We start from the raw sequence: 19,889 nt of genomic DNA, 5'->3' as shown, positions 1-19,889 counted from the left end.
AAATCTCCGTTTTTATGCTTCTACTTGGCGAGTTAATTTCGCTTCTGAATCTTGACCGTCTTGCTCAAAGTGGTAGCGACCTGTTTTTAGGCTGCTTGGACCTTTGCGTGCGAATTTCACCATTAGGTAAACTTCAGCAATCAAGAATATCGTGTATAAGCCAATGATTGCAGCCATTGAGATTAAGATCTCTGTTGCTGTCAATGCTGATGCTGCTACGTGAACTGGTAAGATTTCACCAACAGCCCATGGTTGACGACCATATTCTGCAACGAACCAACCTGCTTCAATCGCAATCCATGGTAGTGGCATACCAAATAGCGCTGCTTTAAGTAGCCATTGTTTTTGACCAATCTTTTGACGACAAGTCTGAACAAAAGCAAAACCAAAGATAAGTAGCATAGCTACACCACACGCAACCATGATACGGAATGAGAAGAACAACGGCCATACTGTTGGAATTGAATCATCCGCAGCGGCTTTAATTTGCTCTTCAGACGCATCAACTACTTTGTCAGTATAACGTTTCAGCAATAGGCCATAGCCTAAGTCATGCTTAACGTCATCAAACGCAGCGATGTTTTCTGGTGTTTTCTCACCATTACGTAGTTTTTCAAGTAAACCGTATGCAACCATACCGTTACGAATACGAAGTTCGTGTTGGTCTTTAAGATCGCGTAAACCAGTTACCTGCTTATCTAATGAACGTGTCGCAATAATACCCATAACATATGGGATCTTAATTGCGTAATCCGTTTCCATTGTTTCTTGATTTGGTAAACCAATAACAGTAAATGCTGCAGGTGCTTCTTCTGTGTGCCATTCTGCTTCAATCGCTGCAAGTTTCACTTGTTGAACTTCACCTAGCTCATAGCCAGATTCATCACCAAGTACCATTACAGATAAAATTGATGCCATACCAAAAGAAGCTGCAATAGCAAATGAACGACGTGCAAATGCAATATCACGACCTTTAAGTAGGTAGTAAGAACTCACACCAAGAACAAACATTGCACCACAGGTATAACCCGAAGCTACCGTATGTACGAATTTAACTTGTGCTACCGGATTTAGTACAACTTCAGCGAAGCTCACCATTTCCATACGCATTGTTTCAAAGTTAAATTCCGCACCTACTGGGTTTTGCATCCAACCATTAGCCACTAGAATCCAAAGCGCTGAGAAGTTAGAACCTAAAGCAACTAACCACGTTACTGTAAGGTGCTGACGTTTTGATAAACGATCCCAACCAAAGAAGAATAAACCCACAAAAGTAGATTCTAAGAAAAAGGCCATTAACGCTTCGATGGCAAGAGGTGCACCGAAGATATCACCAACATAGTGAGAATAATAAGCCCAGTTAGTACCAAACTGGAACTCCATGGTTAGGCCTGTAGCGACACCTAACGCAAAGTTAATACCAAACAATTTACCCCAGAACTTTGTCATGTCCTTATAGATTTGTTTGTCTGTCATTACATATAAAGACTCCATGATAGCCAGTAAGAAGGCCATACCTAAAGTCAGGGGAACGAATAGGAAGTGATACATCGCTGTCATTGCAAACTGCAATCGCGATAACTCCACTACATCAGTGATCATGAGAACTCCTTTGTGTCAGGCTGAATGACACAGTGCTTCCACACTTTTGGGTGAGCGTAATACTTTTATATGGCTTTAATATTTGTAACCGTATTAATAACCATAAAGTGTTACGTGATTGTGTAAAAAACGTTAGCTTAATGTTAAGCTTAACCTAATATAGAACCTGCTAATATTAATAGTAAAAATGATTTCTTTCAAAAGGTTTGTCCATTTTTTGTAAGTTAATTACATCAAAATTTACATAACTGACTATTTTTCACACTTTCCACATTTCTTATACGAAAAAGCGGATGATTTTGATCACCCGCTTCCATCATACTGAGTTTTGTATTAATAGAGTATTACAACATATGAATAGTCAAAGCCAGTCTATTTATCTGGCTTATCAATTCCAAAATGGAGGTATGCACGATCAGAGACGATTCTCCCTCTTGGTGTTCTTTGCAGATATCCTTGTTGAATTAGGTAAGGTTCAATGACATCTTCAATCGTATCTCTCTCTTCGCCAATAGCTGCCGCAATATTATCAAGACCAACAGGACCACCATCAAATTTTTCCATAATGGCTAAAAGTAACTTTCTGTCCATATAGTCAAAACCTCGAACATCTACATCAAGCATATTCAATGCTTTGTCTGCAATATCTGAAGAGATATGGCTATCACTCATTACATCTGCATAATCTCGTACTCGACGTAACAATCGATTGGCAATACGTGGTGTACCACGAGCACGACGGGCAACTTCAAGAGCACCTTCAGATTCCATAGATAAATTCAAGCAATCAGCACTACGCTGAACAATATATTGAAGATCGTCGACTTTGTAATACTCTAAACGTTGAACAATACCAAAACGATCACGTAATGGTGACGTTAATGATCCCGCTCTGGTGGTTGCACCAATTAAAGTAAAAGGGGGTAAGTCAATTTTAATAGAACGTGCTGCAGGACCTTCACCAATCATAATATCTAATTGGTAATCTTCCATTGCCGGATAGAGTATTTCTTCAACCACAGGGCTTAACCGGTGGATCTCATCAATAAATAAAATATCATTTTCTTCTAGATTTGTTAGAAGCGCAGCTAAGTCTCCTGCTTTTTCAAGAACAGGGCCTGAAGTCGTACGAATATTCACTTCCATTTCATTAGCAACGATATTCGCTAATGTTGTCTTACCTAAGCCTGGAGGACCAAAAATAAGTAAATGATCGAGTGGTTCATTACGCATTTGTGCTGCTTTAATGAAAATTTCCATCTGGCTACGAACATGGTCTTGACCTCGATAGTCTTCTAATTTCTTCGGACGTATCGCTCGATCGATGACTTCTTCTTCACGAAAAACAGGGTTATCAGCAGCAATAAGGCGATCAGCTTCAATCATAAAATGGCACTCAGCGATTCAATAAATAAATAGTAGTAAAGAATAATGAAAATAATTAGATCATCGACTTCAATGATTCACGAATTAATGCTTCGCTTGTCATATCAGGTTTAGCTATTTGAGAAACAATTTTAGATGCTTGTACTGGCTTATAACCAAGAGATATCAATGCACTTACGGCTTCATCTTGTGCACTTTGAGGAGAAGAAATTAGATTAGAACCATCGTCCATTGGCGCAGCATCAGTTGCTGGATTAAATAAATCACCAGCACCCCACCCTTTCAAACGGTCTTTCATTTCAACCACTAAACGCTCTGCTGTTTTCTTTCCAACACCAGGTAATTTCACTAATGTCGAAATATCTTCACGCTCGACACTTTGTACAAATTGGGATGCTGTCATTCCAGATAGAATAGCAAGGCCAAGTTTAGGACCAACGCCATTCGCTTTAATAACTTCTCTAAATAAAGCTCGTTCTTTTTTTGTATTAAAACCATATAACAATTGAGCATCTTCACGGACTACATAGTGAATATAGATGATCGCTTCGGTGCCAATCTCAGGTAACTCATAAAAACAACTCATTGGCATTTGGACTTCATAGCCAATACCACTTACTTCAATTAATAATTCTGGTGGTTGTTTTTCTAATAAATTTCCACGAAGGCGTCCGATCACAATAGATACTCTTTAAAATAAATTAACTACATTGAATAGTAATAAAGAACTGGATAGATATCCAGTAAAAGAAATGAGAATTTGACAGACTCTAGCGATATCTCCCACGTCGAGCACTCGTTGCTTTGCCTGCCAAGGCTATTAAGGTTTTATTAGTATTCGCATGACAAATAGCAACCCCTAGCCCATCGGCGGCATCAGCTTGTGGTTTTGCTGGCAGTTTTAGCATGCTCATTACCATATGTTGAACTTGTGCTTTATCTGCACCACCCGTTCCTGTTACTGCTTGCTTAATTAATCTTGCTGCATATTCATAAACCGGTAAATCTGCATTTACTGCGGCAACAATTGCACTGCCTCTCGCTTGGCCTAACTTTAAGGCTGAGTCGGCATTTTTAGACATAAAAACTTGTTCGATAGCGAATACATCAGGCTGAAACTGGGTAATAATTTCAGAAACACCTGCGTATATTTGTTTTAAACGACCAGGAAGTTCTTTTTCTGACATACGGATACAACCGCTACCTAAATATTGCAGGTGTCGGCCATTTTGACGAATAACACCGTAGCCAGTAATGCGAGAGCCTGGATCGATCCCTAAAATGATAGACATAGTAAAACCACTGATTATTTATACATGTATATTAGCGAGGTATGCCCATAAACTCAAGGTATTACTAGCACTTGCTTGTCTCGTTTTAAATAGAGCAGATACAAAAATGCCCGCATAATACGGGCATTTTTAAGAATAAAGAAAACTTAATTAAGCGTCTTTTTTCTCAGCAAGTTTTACTGCAATCGATAGCTCAGTAAGAGACTCAGGATTTGCAAGACTTGGTGCGTTCGTTAGTAGACACGCTGCTGCTGTTGTTTTCGGGAATGCGATAACATCACGGATGTTTTCAGTTCCACAAAGAAGCATAGCTAAACGGTCAAGACCGAATGCAAGACCTGCATGTGGCGGCGTACCGTATTTAAGCGCTTCAAGTAAGAAACCAAATTTCTCTTGTTGCTCTTTCTCTTCAATACCTAGAATGCCAAATACTGCAGTTTGCATTTCAGCATTGTGGATACGAACAGAACCACCACCCACTTCATAGCCATTGATAACCATGTCGTACGCATCAGAATTAGCGGCTGCTGGGTTTGCTTTAAGCTCTTCAGCGGTAACACCTAAAGGAGAGGTGAATGGGTGATGCATTGCGTGCAAGTTACCTTCGCCATCTTCTTCAAACATTGGGAAATCGATAACCCAAAGTGGAGCCCAAGCTTTCTTATCTGTAAGCTCAAGATCATCACCTAATTTAATACGTAAAGCGCCCATTGCTTCTGCAACGATGCCTGCTTTATCAGCACCAAATAGAATGATGTCGCCAGTTTCAGCTTCAGTACGCTCTAAAATACTATTTACGATATCTTCGCTTAGGAACTTAGCAACAGGTGATTGAACACCTTCAAAGCCAGCAGCACGATCGTTCACTTTCATCCAAGCTAGACCTTTCGCACCGTAGATGCCTACGAACTTACCGTATTCATCAATTTGCTTACGAGAAAGCGATGCGCCACCAGGAACACGAATAACCGCTACACGGCCTTTTTCATCGTTAGCAGGGCCAGAGAATACTTGGAATTCAACTTCTTTAAGAAGATCAGCAACGTCCACTAACTCTAATGGGTTACGTAGATCTGGCTTATCAGAACCAAAACGACGGATCGCTTCAGAGAATGGCATGATTGGGAATTGACCAAGCTCAACATCTAATAGCTCTTTCCACATATCATGAACTAGACGCTCTGTGATTTCACGAACTTGAGTCGATGATAAGAAAGACGTTTCGATATCGATTTGGGTAAATTCAGGTTGACGGTCAGCACGTAAATCTTCATCACGGAAACATTTAACGATTTGGTAATAACGGTCAAAACCAGACATCATCAGAAGTTGCTTAAACAACTGTGGTGATTGTGGAAGTGCGTAGAAGCTGCCTTTATGAACACGGCTTGGTACTAGGTAATCACGAGCACCTTCTGGTGTTGCTTTTGTTAGTACTGGTGTTTCGATATCTAAGAACAAGTTCTCATCTAAGAAACGACGAACGAAGCTAGATGCACGTGCACGTAACTTGATGCGGTCACTCATTTCTGGACGACGTAGATCAATGTAACGGTACTTCAGGCGTTGTTCTTCTGAGTTCGTTTGGTTGAAATCCAGTGGAAGCGCTTCTGAACGGTTGATGATCTCAAGACCTGTCGCGTAAAGTTCAACTTCACCCGTAGCCATGTCTTTATTTACTTGGCTGTCTGGACGAACACGTACTTCACCAGTAAATTTGATACAGAACTCATTACGCAGTTGGTTAGCGATTGAAAAGATATCTTTCATATCTGGGTCAACAACTACCTGAACGATACCTTCACGATCTCGCATATCAATAAAGATAAGACCGCCTAAATCACGGCGACGGTTTACCCAGCCGCAAAGTTCTACAGTTTGCCCTGCAAGGGACTTGTTCAGGTTACCACAGTAATGGGTGCGCATGATGATTTTCCCAATCTAATATATATATCAATAGTAAATGCAGTAAAAAGACTCACTGCATTTTTCATAAACCGATTTACGCTTGCTAAAATGACGAATAAAACAGCTACCTTGCTGAATTAATAAGCGAAACGCAAAAATATAGCAGCATTATAAAGGAAAATCCCTTTAACGACATAGCAAGGTGAAAAAAAAGTTCACTTTCAATGTTCACAGCCCTAAAGACATTAAGATAAGAATTAACTACAATAGCGACCTAAATGCGCAGGAGCGCGCAGAAAATGCCATTCTAGGTAAGTAGTACACCAATATTTACCTAGAATTATATGATGTAAGTATGGATGTAAAAACTGCCTTTGTGAGAACCCCATGGCTAATCCTGATACAATATTTTCCGCCCCAATTGATAAAATTGGTGACTTCACGTTTGATGAACGTGTTGCTGAAGTTTTTCCAGATATGATCCAACGTTCAATCCCGGGCTATAGTAACATTATTTCCGCGATTGGAATGCTTGCTGAACGTTATGCGAAACCTCATTCAAATGTGTACGATTTAGGGTGTTCATTAGGGGCGGCAACACTTTCTATGCGCCGTCATATTAATCAAGAAGGCTGCCAAATTATTGGAGTTGATAACTCTTCAGCCATGGTTGAACGTTGTCGTTTACTTATTAATGCCTATCGCTCTGACACACCAGTGACTATTATTGAAGCAGATATTCGAGATGTTGATATTCAAGATGCATCTGTTGTCGTTCTTAACTTCACCTTACAGTTTTTAGCGCCAATCGATCGCCGTGCTTTACTTGAAAAAATTTATGCAGGTTTACGTCCTGGCGGTATTCTTATCTTATCTGAGAAATACATATTTGAAGATGAAAGCGCGAACGAGTTACTTATCGACTTGCACCATGATTTCAAACGTGCAAATGGCTACAGTGAACTAGAGATCAGCCAAAAACGCAGTGCTATCGAACATGTCATGCTGCCAGATACCATTGAAACTCATAAACAGCGCTTTAATGATATTGGCTTTAAGAGTGCGGAAGTTTGGTTCCAATGCTTCAATTTCGGCTCTATGTTTGCCATAAAATAATCAAAATATTGCCTTTATTTTTTTACTTATTTATTAATTTAAGATACTTCAATGATTAATTTTGCTAATTTTTATACTCTTATATCTCAAGATACTATCCTTCAACCGTGGTTGAATACACTTCCTCAGCAATTAACTGATTGGCAAAATGCAGAGCATGGTGATATTGAGCGCTGGACAAAAGCACTTAAAAAAATCCCTGAAGGATGTGCGGATAACATTGATTTAAAAACGTCAGTAACGTTATCAAATAACACGCCTTTAGCTGATGGACAGCGTAAAAAATTAGAAAACTTATTACAAGCTTTTCACCCTTGGCGTAAAGGGCCTTTTACAGTTCACGATATCCACATTGATACCGAGTGGCACTCAGACTGGAAGTGGGATCGTTTACTGCCTCACATTACACCACTAAAAAATCGCTCAGTGTTAGATGTTGGTTGTGGTAACGGATATCATATGTGGCGTATGCTTGGTGAAGAAGCTCGCCTATGCGTAGGTATCGATCCATCGCATCTATTTTTAATTCAATTTGAAGCTATCCGTAAGTTAATGGGTAATGACCAACGTGCTCACCTATTACCATTAGGGATTGAACAACTTCCTGAATTAAATGCGTTTGATACTGTATTTAGTATGGGCGTTCTTTATCACCGTCGTTCTCCATTAGATCATCTAATTCAATTAAAAAACCAATTAGTTGCTGGTGGTGAATTAGTATTAGAAACACTGGTTATTGATGGTGATGAAAACGCGGTATTAATGCCAGTCGATCGTTATGCGCAAATGCGTAATGTTTATTTCTTCCCATCGGCTCGGGCATTAAAAGTCTGGCTTGAAAGCGTTGGCTTTGTTGATGTGAAAATTGTAGATGAATGTGTCACAACTACTGGCGAGCAGCGTTCAACAGAATGGATGAAACACAATTCATTACCTGAATATCTAGACCCAAATGACTCAACAAAAACAATTGAAGGCCACCCTGCTCCTAAGCGTGCGATCTTAATTGCAAAAAAACCTGACTAAACGCTAACATTTAGGGGCTATTCGCCTCTATTTATTATCGTTATTATCTCTATGTTAATTTAACTCAACGGAACATCAAATGATCCAACGAATTTTACCACTGGTTGCTATTTTAAGCCTTTCAGGCTGTGCTCTAACCCAACAAGCAGCACCAGTTGCTTCAGATAATACAGAAACAGTTGCAGCCATTAAGTCTATGGAAACCAATCTAAACACTCGTTTAGATGGTATGGAAACAAAGATTGAGACGCAAAATGACTACATTTCGACATTAGAGAAAGAACTGTCGAACGTATCAGAAGAGCTATCAATAGTTCGTTCTGAACAAACCAAAATACAAGCAAGCATCAAGCAAGCTACCTCTAAAAAAGCTCGCCTAGCGCCTGTACCTATTTCTATGCAAACTCAATCATTGAAAGACACCTTAATTTTAGGTGCAATTGAAAATGTTGAAATTGCTGATATTAAGCAGCAATTTACTGCTCGTATTGATACAGGGGCGACAACCTCTTCTCTTAATGCCGTTGATCTTCAAGAATTTGAACGAAATGGTACTCAATGGGTACGATTCCATCTAATCAACCAAGATGCGCAAGCAGATGGAAAACTAGAGTGGATCACTGCACCGGTGATTCGTAACGTTAAAATTCGCCAATCAACCACAGAAGAAATGGAACGCCGTCCGGTTGTTGAGCTTTGGATCAAACTTGGGGCAATCCATGAAAAAGTTCAGTTTACGCTTGCCGACCGCTCTCACATGACTCATTCTGTTTTACTTGGTCGTGAGTTTATTCAAGATATTGCTGTTATTGACGTCAGTAAAGAGTTTGTTCAAAGCAAAAAATAGCTCCTACCTCAAATAAGCGGTAATTTATTCAATATGTTAGTAGCATAATTTGCCGCTTGAATTACAATTATAATTATCTTTTCGATATGCTATTACAACGAGGACGTTATGCCATCAAGAGTGCCTTTTTATTTTCTTATTTCGCTATTAATTATCGCGGGGCTTACATTAAGTTGGTTACGCCATGACTCATACGGAGTACCTTGGACACCCGGTGAAAGAAGCCAAGTTTGGGATGTAGAAGCCCGAATTCAATTTGATGCAGTCAATAAACCAGTAAAAGTATCTATGGCTGCCCCGCAAAACCAAGCCGGCTTTACTATTGTCGATGAGAGTGCATCTTCTCCAGGCTATGGTATTGCTTATTTAACAACAGAGCATGGACGCCGTGCCGAATGGACTATTCGCCAAGCCGACGGGCCACAAACCCTTTATTATAAGACTCAAATTTTAGTTGACCCATTCGCAGAAGCGACCATTGAGCCACCGAAATCAGAAAAACCAGAAGCGGTTACTTTTGAGGGTCCACACGAAGCTGCAGCTATCTCATTATTAGATCAAGCAAGAGCTCGTTCTTCTGATGACATTACACTAACTCGTGAACTAATTAAGCAATTTAATGATCCTGATAATCAAAATGCCTCTTTACTTCTAAATGACTTAACCAAAGTCCAAGCCGTTTCTAAATTATTAAGCTATGAAGCGATTCATAATAAAATCGTAGGCGCTCTTTGGTTAGAAGATGGGCGTCGTCGCCAATCTGTACAACACATGGTTGAAGTATGGAATGGTGAAAAGTGGCAACTATTCAATCCTGAGACGGGTGAGCAAGGCCAACCTACGAACTTACTGCTTTGGGATGAAACCAATGTCTCTCTATTAGATGTTGTTGGCGGTAAAAACAGCCAAATTAACTTCTCAATGATTGCACAAGAAATATCACCAACAGCGGCAACCGAGAAAAAAGTAGAAGCAGATAACTTATTAAACTTCTCTATCCATAGCTTACCTCTTGAAGAGCAATCGATGTTTAAAACCATCATGCTTATTCCTATTGGTGCGTTAATGGTTGTTTTCTTACGAGTTATTGTCGGCTTAAAAACCTCTGGTACTTTCATGCCAGTACTTATTGCTGTTGCTTTTGTACAAACTCAACTAGTCACTGGTATTGTCGGTTTCTTACTGATTGTTGGTACTGGTTTGGTTATTCGTAGTTACTTATCTAAACTCAACCTACTTCTGGTAGCAAGGATCTCCGCGGTGATAATCACCGTCATTATGATCATCTCAATCTTCACGATTGTTGCCTTTAAGATTGGTTTAACCGCTGGGTTAAGTATTACTTTCTTCCCTATGATTATTCTATCTTGGACGGTTGAACGTATGTCTATCCTTTGGGAAGAAGAAGGTTGGAAAGAAGTGGCGACACAAGGTGGTGGTTCATTATTAACTGCAATCTTGATTTATATCGCAATGACAAACCCATTTGTACAGCATTTAACGTTTAACTTTATTGGTGTTCAGCTAATTATCCTAGCGGTTATCCTAATGCTTGGTAACTACACGGGCTACCGTTTAAGTGAGCTTCGCCGCTTTAAGCCTTTAGCGGAGGACTAACTTATGTTTAGTAGATTTACGTCTCCGTCAAAACTAAAAGCGAAAGGGATAATGGGAATGAATCAGCGTAACGGCAGCTACATTGGCCGTTACAATGACCGCAGTAAATACCCATTAGTTGATGATAAATTAAAAACTAAGATTATTGCCGAAAAAGCTGGGGCTACGGTACCTAAGCTTATTGGGGTGATAGACAGCCAAGCTGAAGTAAAAAACATTCACGATATCGTTAAAGATTGGCCTGGGTTTGTTATCAAACCAGCCCAAGGCAGTGGCGGTAAAGGTATTTTAGTTATTACTTCTCATAAAGATGGTGTGTATTACAAACCTTCTGGCGCAGAAGCAAATAAACAAGATGTGGAACGTCACATTACCAATACATTGGCAGGTCTTTTCTCCCTTGGTGGAAAAAATGATGTGGCAATGATTGAAAACTTGATCCAATTTGATGATGTGTTTGATGGCTTCAGTTACGAAGGCGTGCCCGATGTACGAATTATTGTATTTAAAGGCTACCCTGTCATGGCGATGATGCGTTTATCAACCACTGACTCTGATGGTAAAGCTAACTTGCACCAAGGTGCGGTTGGTGTAGGGATTGATATTGGTACAGGTAAAGCTGTACGTGCTGTACAGTTTGACTTACCTGTTGAAAAGCACCCTGATACTGGCAAGCTATTAAGTACCTTAGAGGTTCCACATTGGCATAAACTGCTAACTCTTGCATCAAGTGCATGGGAAATGACAGGCTTAGGCTATATGGGAACGGATATGGTTTTAGATAAAGTGTATGGACCAATGGTGCTTGAACTTAATGCTCGTCCAGGTTTAGCGATTCAAATAGCGAATGGTACAGGGCTACTGCCTCGCTTAAAACATATTGAGAGCTTGGAAGAAACCGTCCCTTACCCAACCCCAGAAGCACGTGTTGCTTATGCGATGGAGCAATTTGGTATTTATAATAAATAACAAACTGTCACTCGCTCAATCTAAATAGAAAAAGGGAAGAAAGCATATGCTCTCTTCCCTTTTTTATTCTTTATTCTTTATTCTTTATTCTTTTACTATTAAGGAATTACTTTTCCCAGCGTTGCGCCGCTGATTTATCTGTATCTCTTGATTCAACCCAACGCACCTCTTTAGTTGTTCGTTCTTTTTTCCAGAACGGTGCATTGGTTTTTAAGTAATCCATAATGAATTCACACGAATCAAACGCAGCACCACGATGGGCACTTGATACACCAACAAAGACGATTTGATCACCAAGTTCTAAGTCCCCTACTCGGTGAATCACTTTCACTTTAAGTAATGGCCAACGTGCTTTGGCTTGTGCAACAATATCGTTAAGAGACTTTTCGGTCATTCCTGGGTAATGCTCTAGAGACAGCCCTGTCACATCATCGCCAAGGTTCATGTCTCGAACTTTACCAATAAAAGTAACCACTGCACCCGCAGCGGTTCCTTCTGCTAATAATTGATATTCATCTCCAACATTAAAATCATGCTCTTGAACTGAAATCATATTAACCACCTGTCACTGGTGGGAAGAAAGCAACCTCATCACCGTCAGCAACTGCTGAATCTAAACTTGAAATCGTTTGATTAATAGCAACCAGTAATTTGCCTTTCTCTAGTGCTAAATCCCATTTGCCTTCTTTTTTACTTAACTCTTCACGGATCTCTTCGGCAGTTGCGTAATCGCCTGTTAACTCAAGTTTGTCAGTACCTACTAACTCTTTTGTTTGTGCGAAAAATAATACTGTAATCATGCGTCTGCCTTAAAATGTCCAGATTTACCGCCCGTCTTTTCTAATAAACGAACCTGACCAATAACCATGTCTTTTTGAACCGCTTTACACATATCATAGATGGTTAATGCCGCAACCGATGCCGCTGTTAATGCTTCCATCTCAACGCCTGTTTTACCCGCTAATTTACACACAGATTCAATACGAACCATGTTTTCTGCTTCAATCGCTTCAAGCTGAACTTCAACTTTAGTTAGCAGTAATGGGTGGCACAGTGGAATAAGATCCCACGTTTTTTTAGCTGCTTGAATACCAGCAATACGAGCTGTCGCAAACACATCACCTTTATGGTGAGAGCCTGAAACAATCAGTTTTAACGTTTCTGGAGCCATATGAACAAATGCTTCGGCGCGCGCTTCTCGTACTGTTTCTTGCTTAGCTGAAACATCAACCATGTTCGCCTCACCAGAGGCATTAATATGAGTAAAATTTGACATAATTCTTCTTTATTATCCGCCAATAGAGGCTAAGTGTGGGGTCATTCCAGCGTGGCCATCATGTAAAAAGTGGCCTTCCGCCTTATTATCTAGCTGAGTTTGAATACGTTGGATCAACTCATCTTGTTGTGTATCTTCTTGCAGTAATTCACGTAAATCGACGCCATAATCACCAAACAAGCACATATGTAATTTGCCTTTTGCTGATACACGTAGTCGGTTACAGCTTTGGCAAAAATCTTTTTCATACGGCATGATCAAACCAATCTCGCCCATATAATCAGGATGAGTAAAGACTTGAGCTGGGCCATCACTTTCACCGCGTGGCTTCAATATCCAATTATTAGCAATTAAATGATTACGAATAGACACACCAGACTGATGATGATTTTTAAATAGATCGTTCATTTCACCCGTTTGCATCAATTCAATAAAACGTAATTGAATTGGGCGAGTTTGAATCCACTTTAAAAATAGAGGTAATTCGGTGCTATTAAGATCTTTAAGTAGAACAGTATTCACTTTTACCTGCTTAAAGCCCACTTCGATTGCCTTATCAATACCAGCCATAACGTCGGCAAATTTATTTTCACCTGTGATCTGATAAAACATATTGGGATTTAAACTATCAACACTAACATTAATATCCGTAAGGCCTGCTTCTCGCCATTCAGCAACATGCTTTTCCATACGGTAACCATTAGTCGTAGTGGCGACTTTGGTTATGCCTGGCTGTGACGCTACGGTACGAATGATTTCAGTAAAATCTTTACGCAGGCTTGGTTCTCCGCCTGTAATACGTACTTTTGACGTACCACAACGGGCAAACGCACTCACCGTACGTTTGATTTCATCAAGCTCAAGGAAGGACTCTCGCTTGCCATTTTCTGGTCGATAACCATCAGGTAAGCAATAAGTACATTTAAAATTACAGACGTCTGTAATCGACAACCGTAAGTAATAAAACTTACGATTAAAATTATCTTCGAATTGTTTCGCCACGGAACACCTTTCCAAACACGGGAGGCTTGTTCATTTCCAAACAAACCCTTGTGACCGAATTGTCACTGGCTCACGCTACATATTGAGTGCTTCTTAAAAACAACTTAGCAGCTTGAGCTCGGAGTTATGGCAACCAAACCTAATCGACAATAGATTACCCCATCGCTAATGATTAAGTTGGCGCTCTTATTAAAATACTCAATATTTCTGTGGTTTTCCAATTTTTTTCATATTTCTTCGAAATTTCTCTATTTTGTTTGATTAATGTTATTTTTATGCGCTTATTCAGTCTTCAAACTGTGATTAATTCAGCATTTACATAATGATTGCTTGTTCTCACTTTCTAGATCCACGACACTGAAAGTAATACTAATTCGAATAAAGTAAATGTTATGAATGAACATCAAATTGTTGCTATCGGAGGCGGACATGGCTTAGGCCGTGTACTTGCTGCATTAAGTGATTTTGGTAAAAATGCTACGGGAATCGTTGCCACCACTGATAATGGTGGCTCAACAGGCCGAATTAGAGAGTGCCAAGGGGGTATTGCATGGGGAGATACCCGTAACTGTATAAATCAGCTAATTACTGACCCATCTATCAGCTCAATGATGTTTGAATACCGCTTTAAAGGACAAGGTGAATTACACGGTCATAATCTTGGAAATTTAATGCTCACCGCATTAGATAACCTTAGCGTTCGCCCTTTAGATGCCATCAATCTTATTCGTGACATGCTAAAAGTAGAAACACAAATAATCCCAATGTCTGAACACCCGTCTGATTTAGGCGCATTAACGGCTGATTTACGTAAAATATCTGGTGAAACCAATATTGATGAGATGAGTGAACTTCCTTTACGTCTTTTTTTAGACCCAGAAGTTCCTGCTACATTCGAAGCCATTGAGGCGGTGAAAAAAGCTGATTTAATTTTATTAGGTCCTGGAAGTTTCTTAACCAGTATCATGCCACCACTGCTGTTGACTGGATTAGGCAAAGCTATTGGAGAAAATAATACCGCGAAGGTCGTCTTTATTGACAACTTATCAAAAGAGTTTGGTCCAGCAGGAAAAATGGATCACAAGATGATGCTTGAATGGTGTGAGCGTGCTTGTTTAGGAAGAAAAGTGGACGTCATCTTAACCGATAAAGAACTAGTGGAATTACAACAAGAATACGATTGTAAAACCACAGATTTAGCGTCGCTGAATCATGACTGGCGACACGATAGAGATAAACTAAAACAAGCCATAATCAACTTATTGGATTAATACGCTTGTTTCATTAATAATTCACGATAAGCCAATTCAGTTCCACGCGCAATATTGACAAATTCGGAGATATTGCGCTCGATCCACTCTTTTTGCTCTGTCTTTGCTTTCTCTTCAATATGAATAGCCATCATTGCCAGCTTATCAGCACCAAAGCTACCTGCGCTGCTTTTTAAGCAGTGACTTATCTCTCTTACCTTCTCAATTTCAGGCTGAGTAGTAAGCGTATCAATAAACTCATCTAATTCGTCGCAAAAAATACCAAAAAGAAAAGGAACATTCTCACCTCCAACTTCTTGGACTAATTGATTCACCGCTATTTGATTTATATACTGACTCACAGTAGCGTCCTCTGTTATTTTTTATTCCATGATTGTAATTTTCTATATAACGTTGATGGGCTGACCTCTAAGCATTTAGCTGCCTGCGGTATATTTCCATCACATAGAACAATTGCAGATTCAATGATCTTCTTTTCTGATTGCCACAATGGAACAATGCCATCACGACTATCCCCACTAAGACTATAAAACACACTTTCCGTATTATTATGCGCAGCCAGATCACTACTTATGTCTTCTACTGATGCAATATTTGAACCAATCTTAGGCTCAATGGACAATGGTGGTGGAAGCATCGATAGTTCGACTTCTTTACCTCTATTTAATACCACTACGTTTCTAATGACATTTTGTAACTGACGGACATTACCAGGCCAATCATAATGCAAAAACCTTTCAGTGACTTCTGGACTAAAAGTAATAAATTCACGTCCTTCTTCATTTGAAAAATGGCCAAGAATAGAGTGGGCAATCTCTATAATATCATTGCCACGATCACGCAACGGTGGCAAAGTCAGTGGGATAACATGAAGTCGATAATAAAGGTCTTCACGAAACCGCCCTTCTTGGACTTCAAGCCACGGATCTCTATTCGTCGCACAAACAAAACGAACATCTACTCGGCTCATTTTAGAAGAGCCTACTTTTTGAAATGTACCTGTTTGAATAAAACGTAATAGTTTGGTCTGTAAATCCAAATCCATTTCACACAATTCGTCTAAAAAAAGTGTACCCCCATCGGCCTGTTCTGCTGCACCTTTTCGATCAACGGAAGCACCAGTAAATGCACCTTTAACATGACCAAACAGCTCACTTTCTATTAAGTCTTTTGGTATTGCCGCGCAGTTTATCGCAATAAAAGGGCCTTCATAGCGCTTACTTGCAGCATGAACGGCCTCTGCACACACTTCTTTACCTGTACCGGATTCACCAGTAATAAAAATAGTCGCTTTACTCGAAGCTGCAGAATCAATCGTTCGATACACTTTATTCATTTGAGAGCTACTCCCAATAAAACCTTGGTATTGTTTATTGGTTTTATTTGAACTCCCTTTTGCTTCATCTTGGTATTTTTGAGCTTGTCGAAGTGCGTTATTTACGGTAACCCTTAATCGGTCAGCCTCACAGGGTTTAATTAAAAAATCCTGAGCGCCCAATTGCATTGCTTCAACTGCAGCATCAATAGAACCATGAGCCGTCATTAAAACCACAGGAATATCTTTACTGTTTTTTCTAATCTCTGTTAATACTTCAAAGCCAGTCATATCAGGCAAACGCAAATCAAGTAAAACTAGATCAGGGGTTCTTTCTTCAATTTTTACAATAGCATCCCCCCCTTTAGCAACAACATCAATATCGAAACCTAAGGGATTAAGGTAAGAGCGATATAAAGCTGCTACTGAAGCGGTATCCTCAACCATTAATAAATATTTCTTTAGCATGAGCCACCATTAAGTAACAAAAAACACAATATTCGCATTATGCAATTTCAAAATGCGAATATCAAATTGCAAAATGCGAAAATTTAGTTATTTTGTTTATTTTTTAGACCTGAGAGTCCACTTTTTGCTGTTGAAAAAGTTGGCACGCTACCTGCTATATGTATAGTGACCCTTTAAGCCAAAGGGTCACCTAGCCAACTGACGTTGTTAGTGAAATTTACTTTCACATGAACAATAAAGCCAACCGGGACATTGCGGTTGGCTTCTTTTTTGCCCAAAATTCCTATTTACAAAACTATCACTAACTATTTGAGATAAATTGTTTTTTTAATACATCTATTTCATCTCTTACTTGTGCGGCCAATTCAAACTCCAGATCTTTTGCGTGTTGATACATCTTAGTTTCTAGTTTTTGCACTTCTTTTTCTAGTTGCTGTGGTGTCATTGACAGGTAATTCGCTCCTTCTTCAGCCACCTCAGATAACTTCATTTTCGGTGCCACCACCTTACGCTTATTCTTAGTCATATCCCCAAGTTCAAGAATATCCGCTACGTCTTTTTTCAGTGCTGTTGGTACAATACCTAACGCCTTGTTATGTAGAATTTGTTTTTCCCGTCTTCTTTCTGTTTCTCCAATGGCTTTTTCCATTGAACCTGTGATTCTATCCGCATATAAAATCGCCTTGCCCTCTAAGTTACGAGCAGCACGGCCAATCGTTTGGATCAACGAACGCTCTGAACGTAAAAAGCCTTCTTTATCTGCATCTAGAATCGCAACAAGAGACACTTCTGGCATATCTAAGCCTTCACGTAACAAGTTAATACCAACCAGCACATCAAACTTACCTAAACGCAAATCACGAATGATCTCGACGCGCTCGACAGTATCTATATCAGAGTGTAAATATCGTACCTTCACGCCATGCTCATCTAGATACTCAGTTAAATCTTCCGCCATACGCTTAGTCAGAGTAGTCACTAATACTCGCTCACCCACTTTTGTTCGAAGTCGTATTTCGGATAATAAATCATCTACCTGTGTTGCTACTGGGCGAACTTCAATGAGTGGATCAAGAAGTCCTGTTGGGCGAACTACTTGTTCCGCAATTTCACCGCCAGATTTTTCAATTTCATAATTGCCCGGCGTTGCTGATACATAGATTGTTTGTGGTGCCAATGCTTCAAACTCATCAAAACGCATAGGTCGATTGTCTAATGCAGAAGGAAGCCTGAACCCGTACTCGACTAAGTTTTCTTTTCGCGAGCGGTCGCCTTTATACATGGCTCCAATTTGCGAAACCGTAATATGCGATTCATCGATAATTAATAATCCATCATCTGGAAGATAATCAAATAAGGTCGGAGGTGCTTCTCCTTCTGGACGGCCGCTTAAATAACGTGAATAGTTTTCAATACCAGAGCAGAAACCCAACTCGTTCATCATTTCAATATCAAACTGAGTTCGCTGTGTAATACGCTGCTCTTCTACTAATTTATTATTCGCTAATAATTCTTTTTGACGCGCAGCAAGATCTATCTTTATTTGTTCTATGGCCTCTAATACTTTTTCTCTTGGTGTTACATAATGCGTTTTAGGATAGATAGTACAACGAGGCATATCTTTAGTAATGATAGAACCGGTTAATGGATCAAACTTACTAATACGCTCGACTTCATCATCAAATAATTCAATGCGAATAGCTTCATGTTCAGATTCGGCAGGAAAAACATCAAGAACTTCACCACGAACACGAAAAGTACCGCGCTCAAAGGCCATGTCGTTACGTTTATATTGCAGTTCAGCCAAACGACGTAGGATGTCTCTCTGGTTAACGACATCGCCACGTCGCAAATGAAGCATCATACTTAAATACGCTTGAGGATCACCAAGACCATAAATAGCGGAAACCGAAGCGATAATAATGGCGTCTTTACGCTCTAAAAGAGCTTTAGTTGCAGAAAGACGCATTTGCTCAATATGCTCATTTACTGAAGAATCTTTTTCAATAAAGGTATCTGTTGTTGGTACATAAGCTTCTGGCTGATAATAATCAAAATAAGAGACAAAGTACTCAACCGCATTATTTGGAAAAAATGCCTTCATTTCACCATACAGTTGAGCGGCTAATGTTTTATTATGAGCCATAATTACTGTTGGTCGCCCTGATTGAGCAATCACATTTGCTAACGTAAATGTTTTACCGGAACCTGTTACCCCTAATAAGGTTTGATGGGCTAAACCATTCTCTAACCCTTCACTTAAGGTTTTAATGGCTTCAGGCTGATCTCCTGCAGGCTGATAATTGGAAATTAATTCATACGCATTAGCCATGATGAGCACTCCAGATTGACTCAATGATATTAAGAAGAACATACCCTACCAAATCCATCTACGGATTTATATAAACTCTTTAATGAGAAAAGTTTTCCCCAATAGCGGTCAAAATACACACAAAATAATATCTAAACCCATCTCTCGGTTAAATATCAACCAAATTGTATAATCAAAAAACAATCAGCATTTAAGTTATTGATTTAATATATGCAAAACAACCATTTTAATCTGAGGACTCCCCTGAAAGCCCCGATATATCTGACTTTGCTAGAGTTAATATAGTTTCATTAACACACTTATCCACAGTTTTAGTGGATAACTACCCACAAGCATTGATAGATATAGTCTGGCGTTGATGTCAATAATTTTTTATGCAAAATAATCTTTCTGTCGATAAAATAATCAAATGATTTTTTCTTTTATATCACTATTGACAGTTTATTTTTGAGTAGCTAATAT

At 39.5% G+C, this 19,889-nt stretch carries 18 protein-coding genes and 1 riboswitch; of the genes, 6 read left to right on the top strand and 12 right to left on the bottom strand.

Translation table 11 applies throughout. The annotated features are described in order from the left end of the window. Positions 1-12: 12 nt before the first annotated feature. The 5 genes from cydA to aspS all read right to left on the bottom strand — a co-directional run bounded on the left by cydA (position 13) and on the right by aspS (position 6,206). Complete coding sequence (gene cydA / locus PVK70_RS12205) at positions 13-1,599, bottom strand: cytochrome ubiquinol oxidase subunit I (RefSeq protein WP_165366798.1); 1,587 nt, start codon at positions 1,597-1,599, stop codon at positions 13-15. 375 nt (positions 1,600-1,974) lie between these two features. Next, entirely contained in the window at positions 1,975-2,988 is a 1,014-nt protein-coding gene (gene ruvB / locus PVK70_RS12200) for a Holliday junction branch migration DNA helicase RuvB (RefSeq protein WP_130048434.1), read from the bottom strand. A 55-nt stretch (positions 2,989-3,043) separates the two neighbouring features. Further along, on the bottom strand, positions 3,044-3,667 hold the full coding sequence (gene ruvA, locus PVK70_RS12195) for a Holliday junction branch migration protein RuvA (RefSeq protein ID WP_130048433.1): 624 nt from the start codon (positions 3,665-3,667) through the stop codon (positions 3,044-3,046). Between the two features lie 91 nt (positions 3,668-3,758). Continuing rightward, complete coding sequence (ruvC, locus tag PVK70_RS12190) at positions 3,759-4,280, bottom strand: crossover junction endodeoxyribonuclease RuvC (RefSeq protein WP_045101697.1); 522 nt, start codon at positions 4,278-4,280, stop codon at positions 3,759-3,761. A 150-nt stretch (positions 4,281-4,430) separates the two neighbouring features. After that, a complete protein-coding gene (gene aspS / locus PVK70_RS12185; protein WP_130048432.1) occupies positions 4,431-6,206 on the bottom strand; it encodes an aspartate--tRNA ligase in 1,776 nt (591 codons plus the stop codon). A gap of 369 nt (positions 6,207-6,575) precedes the next feature. On the opposite strand from aspS, the gene cmoA reads away from it, so the two are divergent. The 5 genes from cmoA (at position 6,576) to PVK70_RS12160 (ending at position 11,763) form a co-directional block, all read left to right on the top strand. Beyond that, positions 6,576-7,304: a carboxy-S-adenosyl-L-methionine synthase CmoA gene (cmoA, locus tag PVK70_RS12180; RefSeq protein WP_130048431.1), complete on the top strand. Its 729-nt coding sequence runs from the start codon at positions 6,576-6,578 to the stop codon at positions 7,302-7,304. A 51-nt stretch (positions 7,305-7,355) separates the two neighbouring features. Further along, entirely contained in the window at positions 7,356-8,330 is a 975-nt protein-coding gene (gene cmoB, locus PVK70_RS12175) for a tRNA 5-methoxyuridine(34)/uridine 5-oxyacetic acid(34) synthase CmoB (RefSeq protein ID WP_130048430.1), read from the top strand. 79 nt (positions 8,331-8,409) lie between these two features. Continuing rightward, the gene (locus PVK70_RS12170) at positions 8,410-9,177 is read left to right on the top strand and encodes a putative ATP-dependent zinc protease (RefSeq protein ID WP_130048429.1); all 768 of its coding nucleotides are present in this window, start codon (positions 8,410-8,412) and stop codon (positions 9,175-9,177) included. A 108-nt stretch (positions 9,178-9,285) separates the two neighbouring features. Beyond that, complete coding sequence (locus tag PVK70_RS12165; RefSeq protein ID WP_130048428.1) at positions 9,286-10,794, top strand: inactive transglutaminase family protein; 1,509 nt, start codon at positions 9,286-9,288, stop codon at positions 10,792-10,794. A gap of 3 nt (positions 10,795-10,797) precedes the next feature. After that, the gene (locus tag PVK70_RS12160) at positions 10,798-11,763 is read left to right on the top strand and encodes an alpha-L-glutamate ligase-like protein (RefSeq protein ID WP_130043233.1); all 966 of its coding nucleotides are present in this window, start codon (positions 10,798-10,800) and stop codon (positions 11,761-11,763) included. A 106-nt stretch (positions 11,764-11,869) separates the two neighbouring features. Here the strand turns inward: PVK70_RS12160 and moaE are convergent, their stop codons facing one another. The 4 genes from moaE to moaA form a co-directional block, all read right to left on the bottom strand. Further along, positions 11,870-12,316: a molybdopterin synthase catalytic subunit MoaE gene (gene moaE, locus PVK70_RS12155; RefSeq protein WP_045101690.1), complete on the bottom strand. Its 447-nt coding sequence runs from the start codon at positions 12,314-12,316 to the stop codon at positions 11,870-11,872. Position 12,317: 1 nt separating this feature from the next. Then, positions 12,318-12,563: a molybdopterin synthase sulfur carrier subunit gene (gene moaD, locus PVK70_RS12150; protein ID WP_130043232.1), complete on the bottom strand. Its 246-nt coding sequence runs from the start codon at positions 12,561-12,563 to the stop codon at positions 12,318-12,320. Next, on the bottom strand, positions 12,560-13,039 hold the full coding sequence (moaC, locus tag PVK70_RS12145) for a cyclic pyranopterin monophosphate synthase MoaC (protein WP_060990564.1): 480 nt from the start codon (positions 13,037-13,039) through the stop codon (positions 12,560-12,562). The genes moaD and moaC overlap by 4 nt, the downstream gene beginning before the upstream one ends. Positions 13,040-13,051: 12 nt before the next feature. Continuing rightward, positions 13,052-14,041 carry a GTP 3',8-cyclase MoaA gene (moaA, locus tag PVK70_RS12140; protein WP_130048427.1) on the bottom strand — a complete coding sequence of 330 codons (990 nt, stop codon included), beginning with the start codon at positions 14,039-14,041 and terminating at the stop codon, positions 13,052-13,054. Next, positions 14,030-14,177: riboswitch (molybdenum cofactor riboswitch) on the bottom strand. It overlaps the preceding gene by 12 nt. Before the next feature lie 256 nt (positions 14,178-14,433). Between moaA and yvcK the strand changes: the two genes are divergently transcribed. After that, the gene (yvcK, locus tag PVK70_RS12135; protein WP_130048426.1) at positions 14,434-15,312 is read left to right on the top strand and encodes a uridine diphosphate-N-acetylglucosamine-binding protein YvcK; all 879 of its coding nucleotides are present in this window, start codon (positions 14,434-14,436) and stop codon (positions 15,310-15,312) included. On the opposite strand, the gene PVK70_RS12130 is transcribed toward yvcK, so the two are convergent. The 3 genes from PVK70_RS12130 to uvrB form a co-directional block, all read right to left on the bottom strand. Continuing rightward, positions 15,309-15,653 (bottom strand): Hpt domain-containing protein, encoded by a 345-nt coding sequence (locus tag PVK70_RS12130; RefSeq protein WP_130048425.1) that lies wholly within the window; start codon positions 15,651-15,653, stop codon positions 15,309-15,311. The two genes, yvcK and PVK70_RS12130, sit on opposite strands and share 4 nt — an antisense overlap. Before the next feature lie 14 nt (positions 15,654-15,667). Continuing rightward, positions 15,668-17,095, bottom strand: a complete 1,428-nt coding sequence (gene luxO / locus PVK70_RS12125; RefSeq protein WP_130048424.1) for a quorum-sensing sigma-54 dependent transcriptional regulator LuxO — start codon at positions 17,093-17,095, stop codon at positions 15,668-15,670. Positions 17,096-17,396: 301 nt separating this feature from the next. Continuing rightward, entirely contained in the window at positions 17,397-19,427 is a 2,031-nt protein-coding gene (gene uvrB / locus PVK70_RS12120) for an excinuclease ABC subunit UvrB (RefSeq protein ID WP_130048423.1), read from the bottom strand. Between the last annotated feature and the right edge of the window lie 462 nt (positions 19,428-19,889).

This window comes from Aliivibrio sp. A6 (assembly GCF_028765505.1).
Classification (GTDB): Bacteria; Pseudomonadota; Gammaproteobacteria; order Enterobacterales; family Vibrionaceae; genus Aliivibrio; species Aliivibrio finisterrensis_A.
The sequence above is the reverse complement of the archived record's forward strand: the minus strand, read 5'-3'. Positions and strand labels throughout refer to the sequence as shown.

Bases quoted from the DNA above. Each gene is read 5' to 3' on its own strand.
- ruvB (WP_130048434.1), bottom strand. From the start codon at position 2,988: ATGATTGAAGCTGATCGCCTTATTGCTGCTGATAACCCTGTTTTTCGT.
- ruvC (WP_045101697.1), bottom strand. From the start codon at position 4,280: ATGTCTATCATTTTAGGGATCGATCCAGGCTCTCGCATTACTGGCTAC.
- aspS (WP_130048432.1), bottom strand. From the start codon at position 6,206: ATGCGCACCCATTACTGTGGTAACCTGAACAAGTCCCTTGCAGGGCAA.
- cmoA (WP_130048431.1), top strand. From the start codon at position 6,576: ATGGCTAATCCTGATACAATATTTTCCGCCCCAATTGATAAAATTGGT.
- cmoB (WP_130048430.1), top strand. From the start codon at position 7,356: ATGATTAATTTTGCTAATTTTTATACTCTTATATCTCAAGATACTATC.
- PVK70_RS12170 (WP_130048429.1), top strand. From the start codon at position 8,410: ATGATCCAACGAATTTTACCACTGGTTGCTATTTTAAGCCTTTCAGGC.
- PVK70_RS12165 (WP_130048428.1), top strand. From the start codon at position 9,286: ATGCCATCAAGAGTGCCTTTTTATTTTCTTATTTCGCTATTAATTATC.
- PVK70_RS12160 (WP_130043233.1), top strand. From the start codon at position 10,798: ATGTTTAGTAGATTTACGTCTCCGTCAAAACTAAAAGCGAAAGGGATA.
- moaE (WP_045101690.1), bottom strand. From the start codon at position 12,316: ATGATTTCAGTTCAAGAGCATGATTTTAATGTTGGAGATGAATATCAA.
- moaD (WP_130043232.1), bottom strand. From the start codon at position 12,563: ATGATTACAGTATTATTTTTCGCACAAACAAAAGAGTTAGTAGGTACT.
- moaC (WP_060990564.1), bottom strand. From the start codon at position 13,039: ATGTCAAATTTTACTCATATTAATGCCTCTGGTGAGGCGAACATGGTT.
- yvcK (WP_130048426.1), top strand. From the start codon at position 14,434: ATGAATGAACATCAAATTGTTGCTATCGGAGGCGGACATGGCTTAGGC.
- luxO (WP_130048424.1), bottom strand. From the start codon at position 17,095: ATGCTAAAGAAATATTTATTAATGGTTGAGGATACCGCTTCAGTAGCA.
- uvrB (WP_130048423.1), bottom strand. From the start codon at position 19,427: ATGGCTAATGCGTATGAATTAATTTCCAATTATCAGCCTGCAGGAGAT.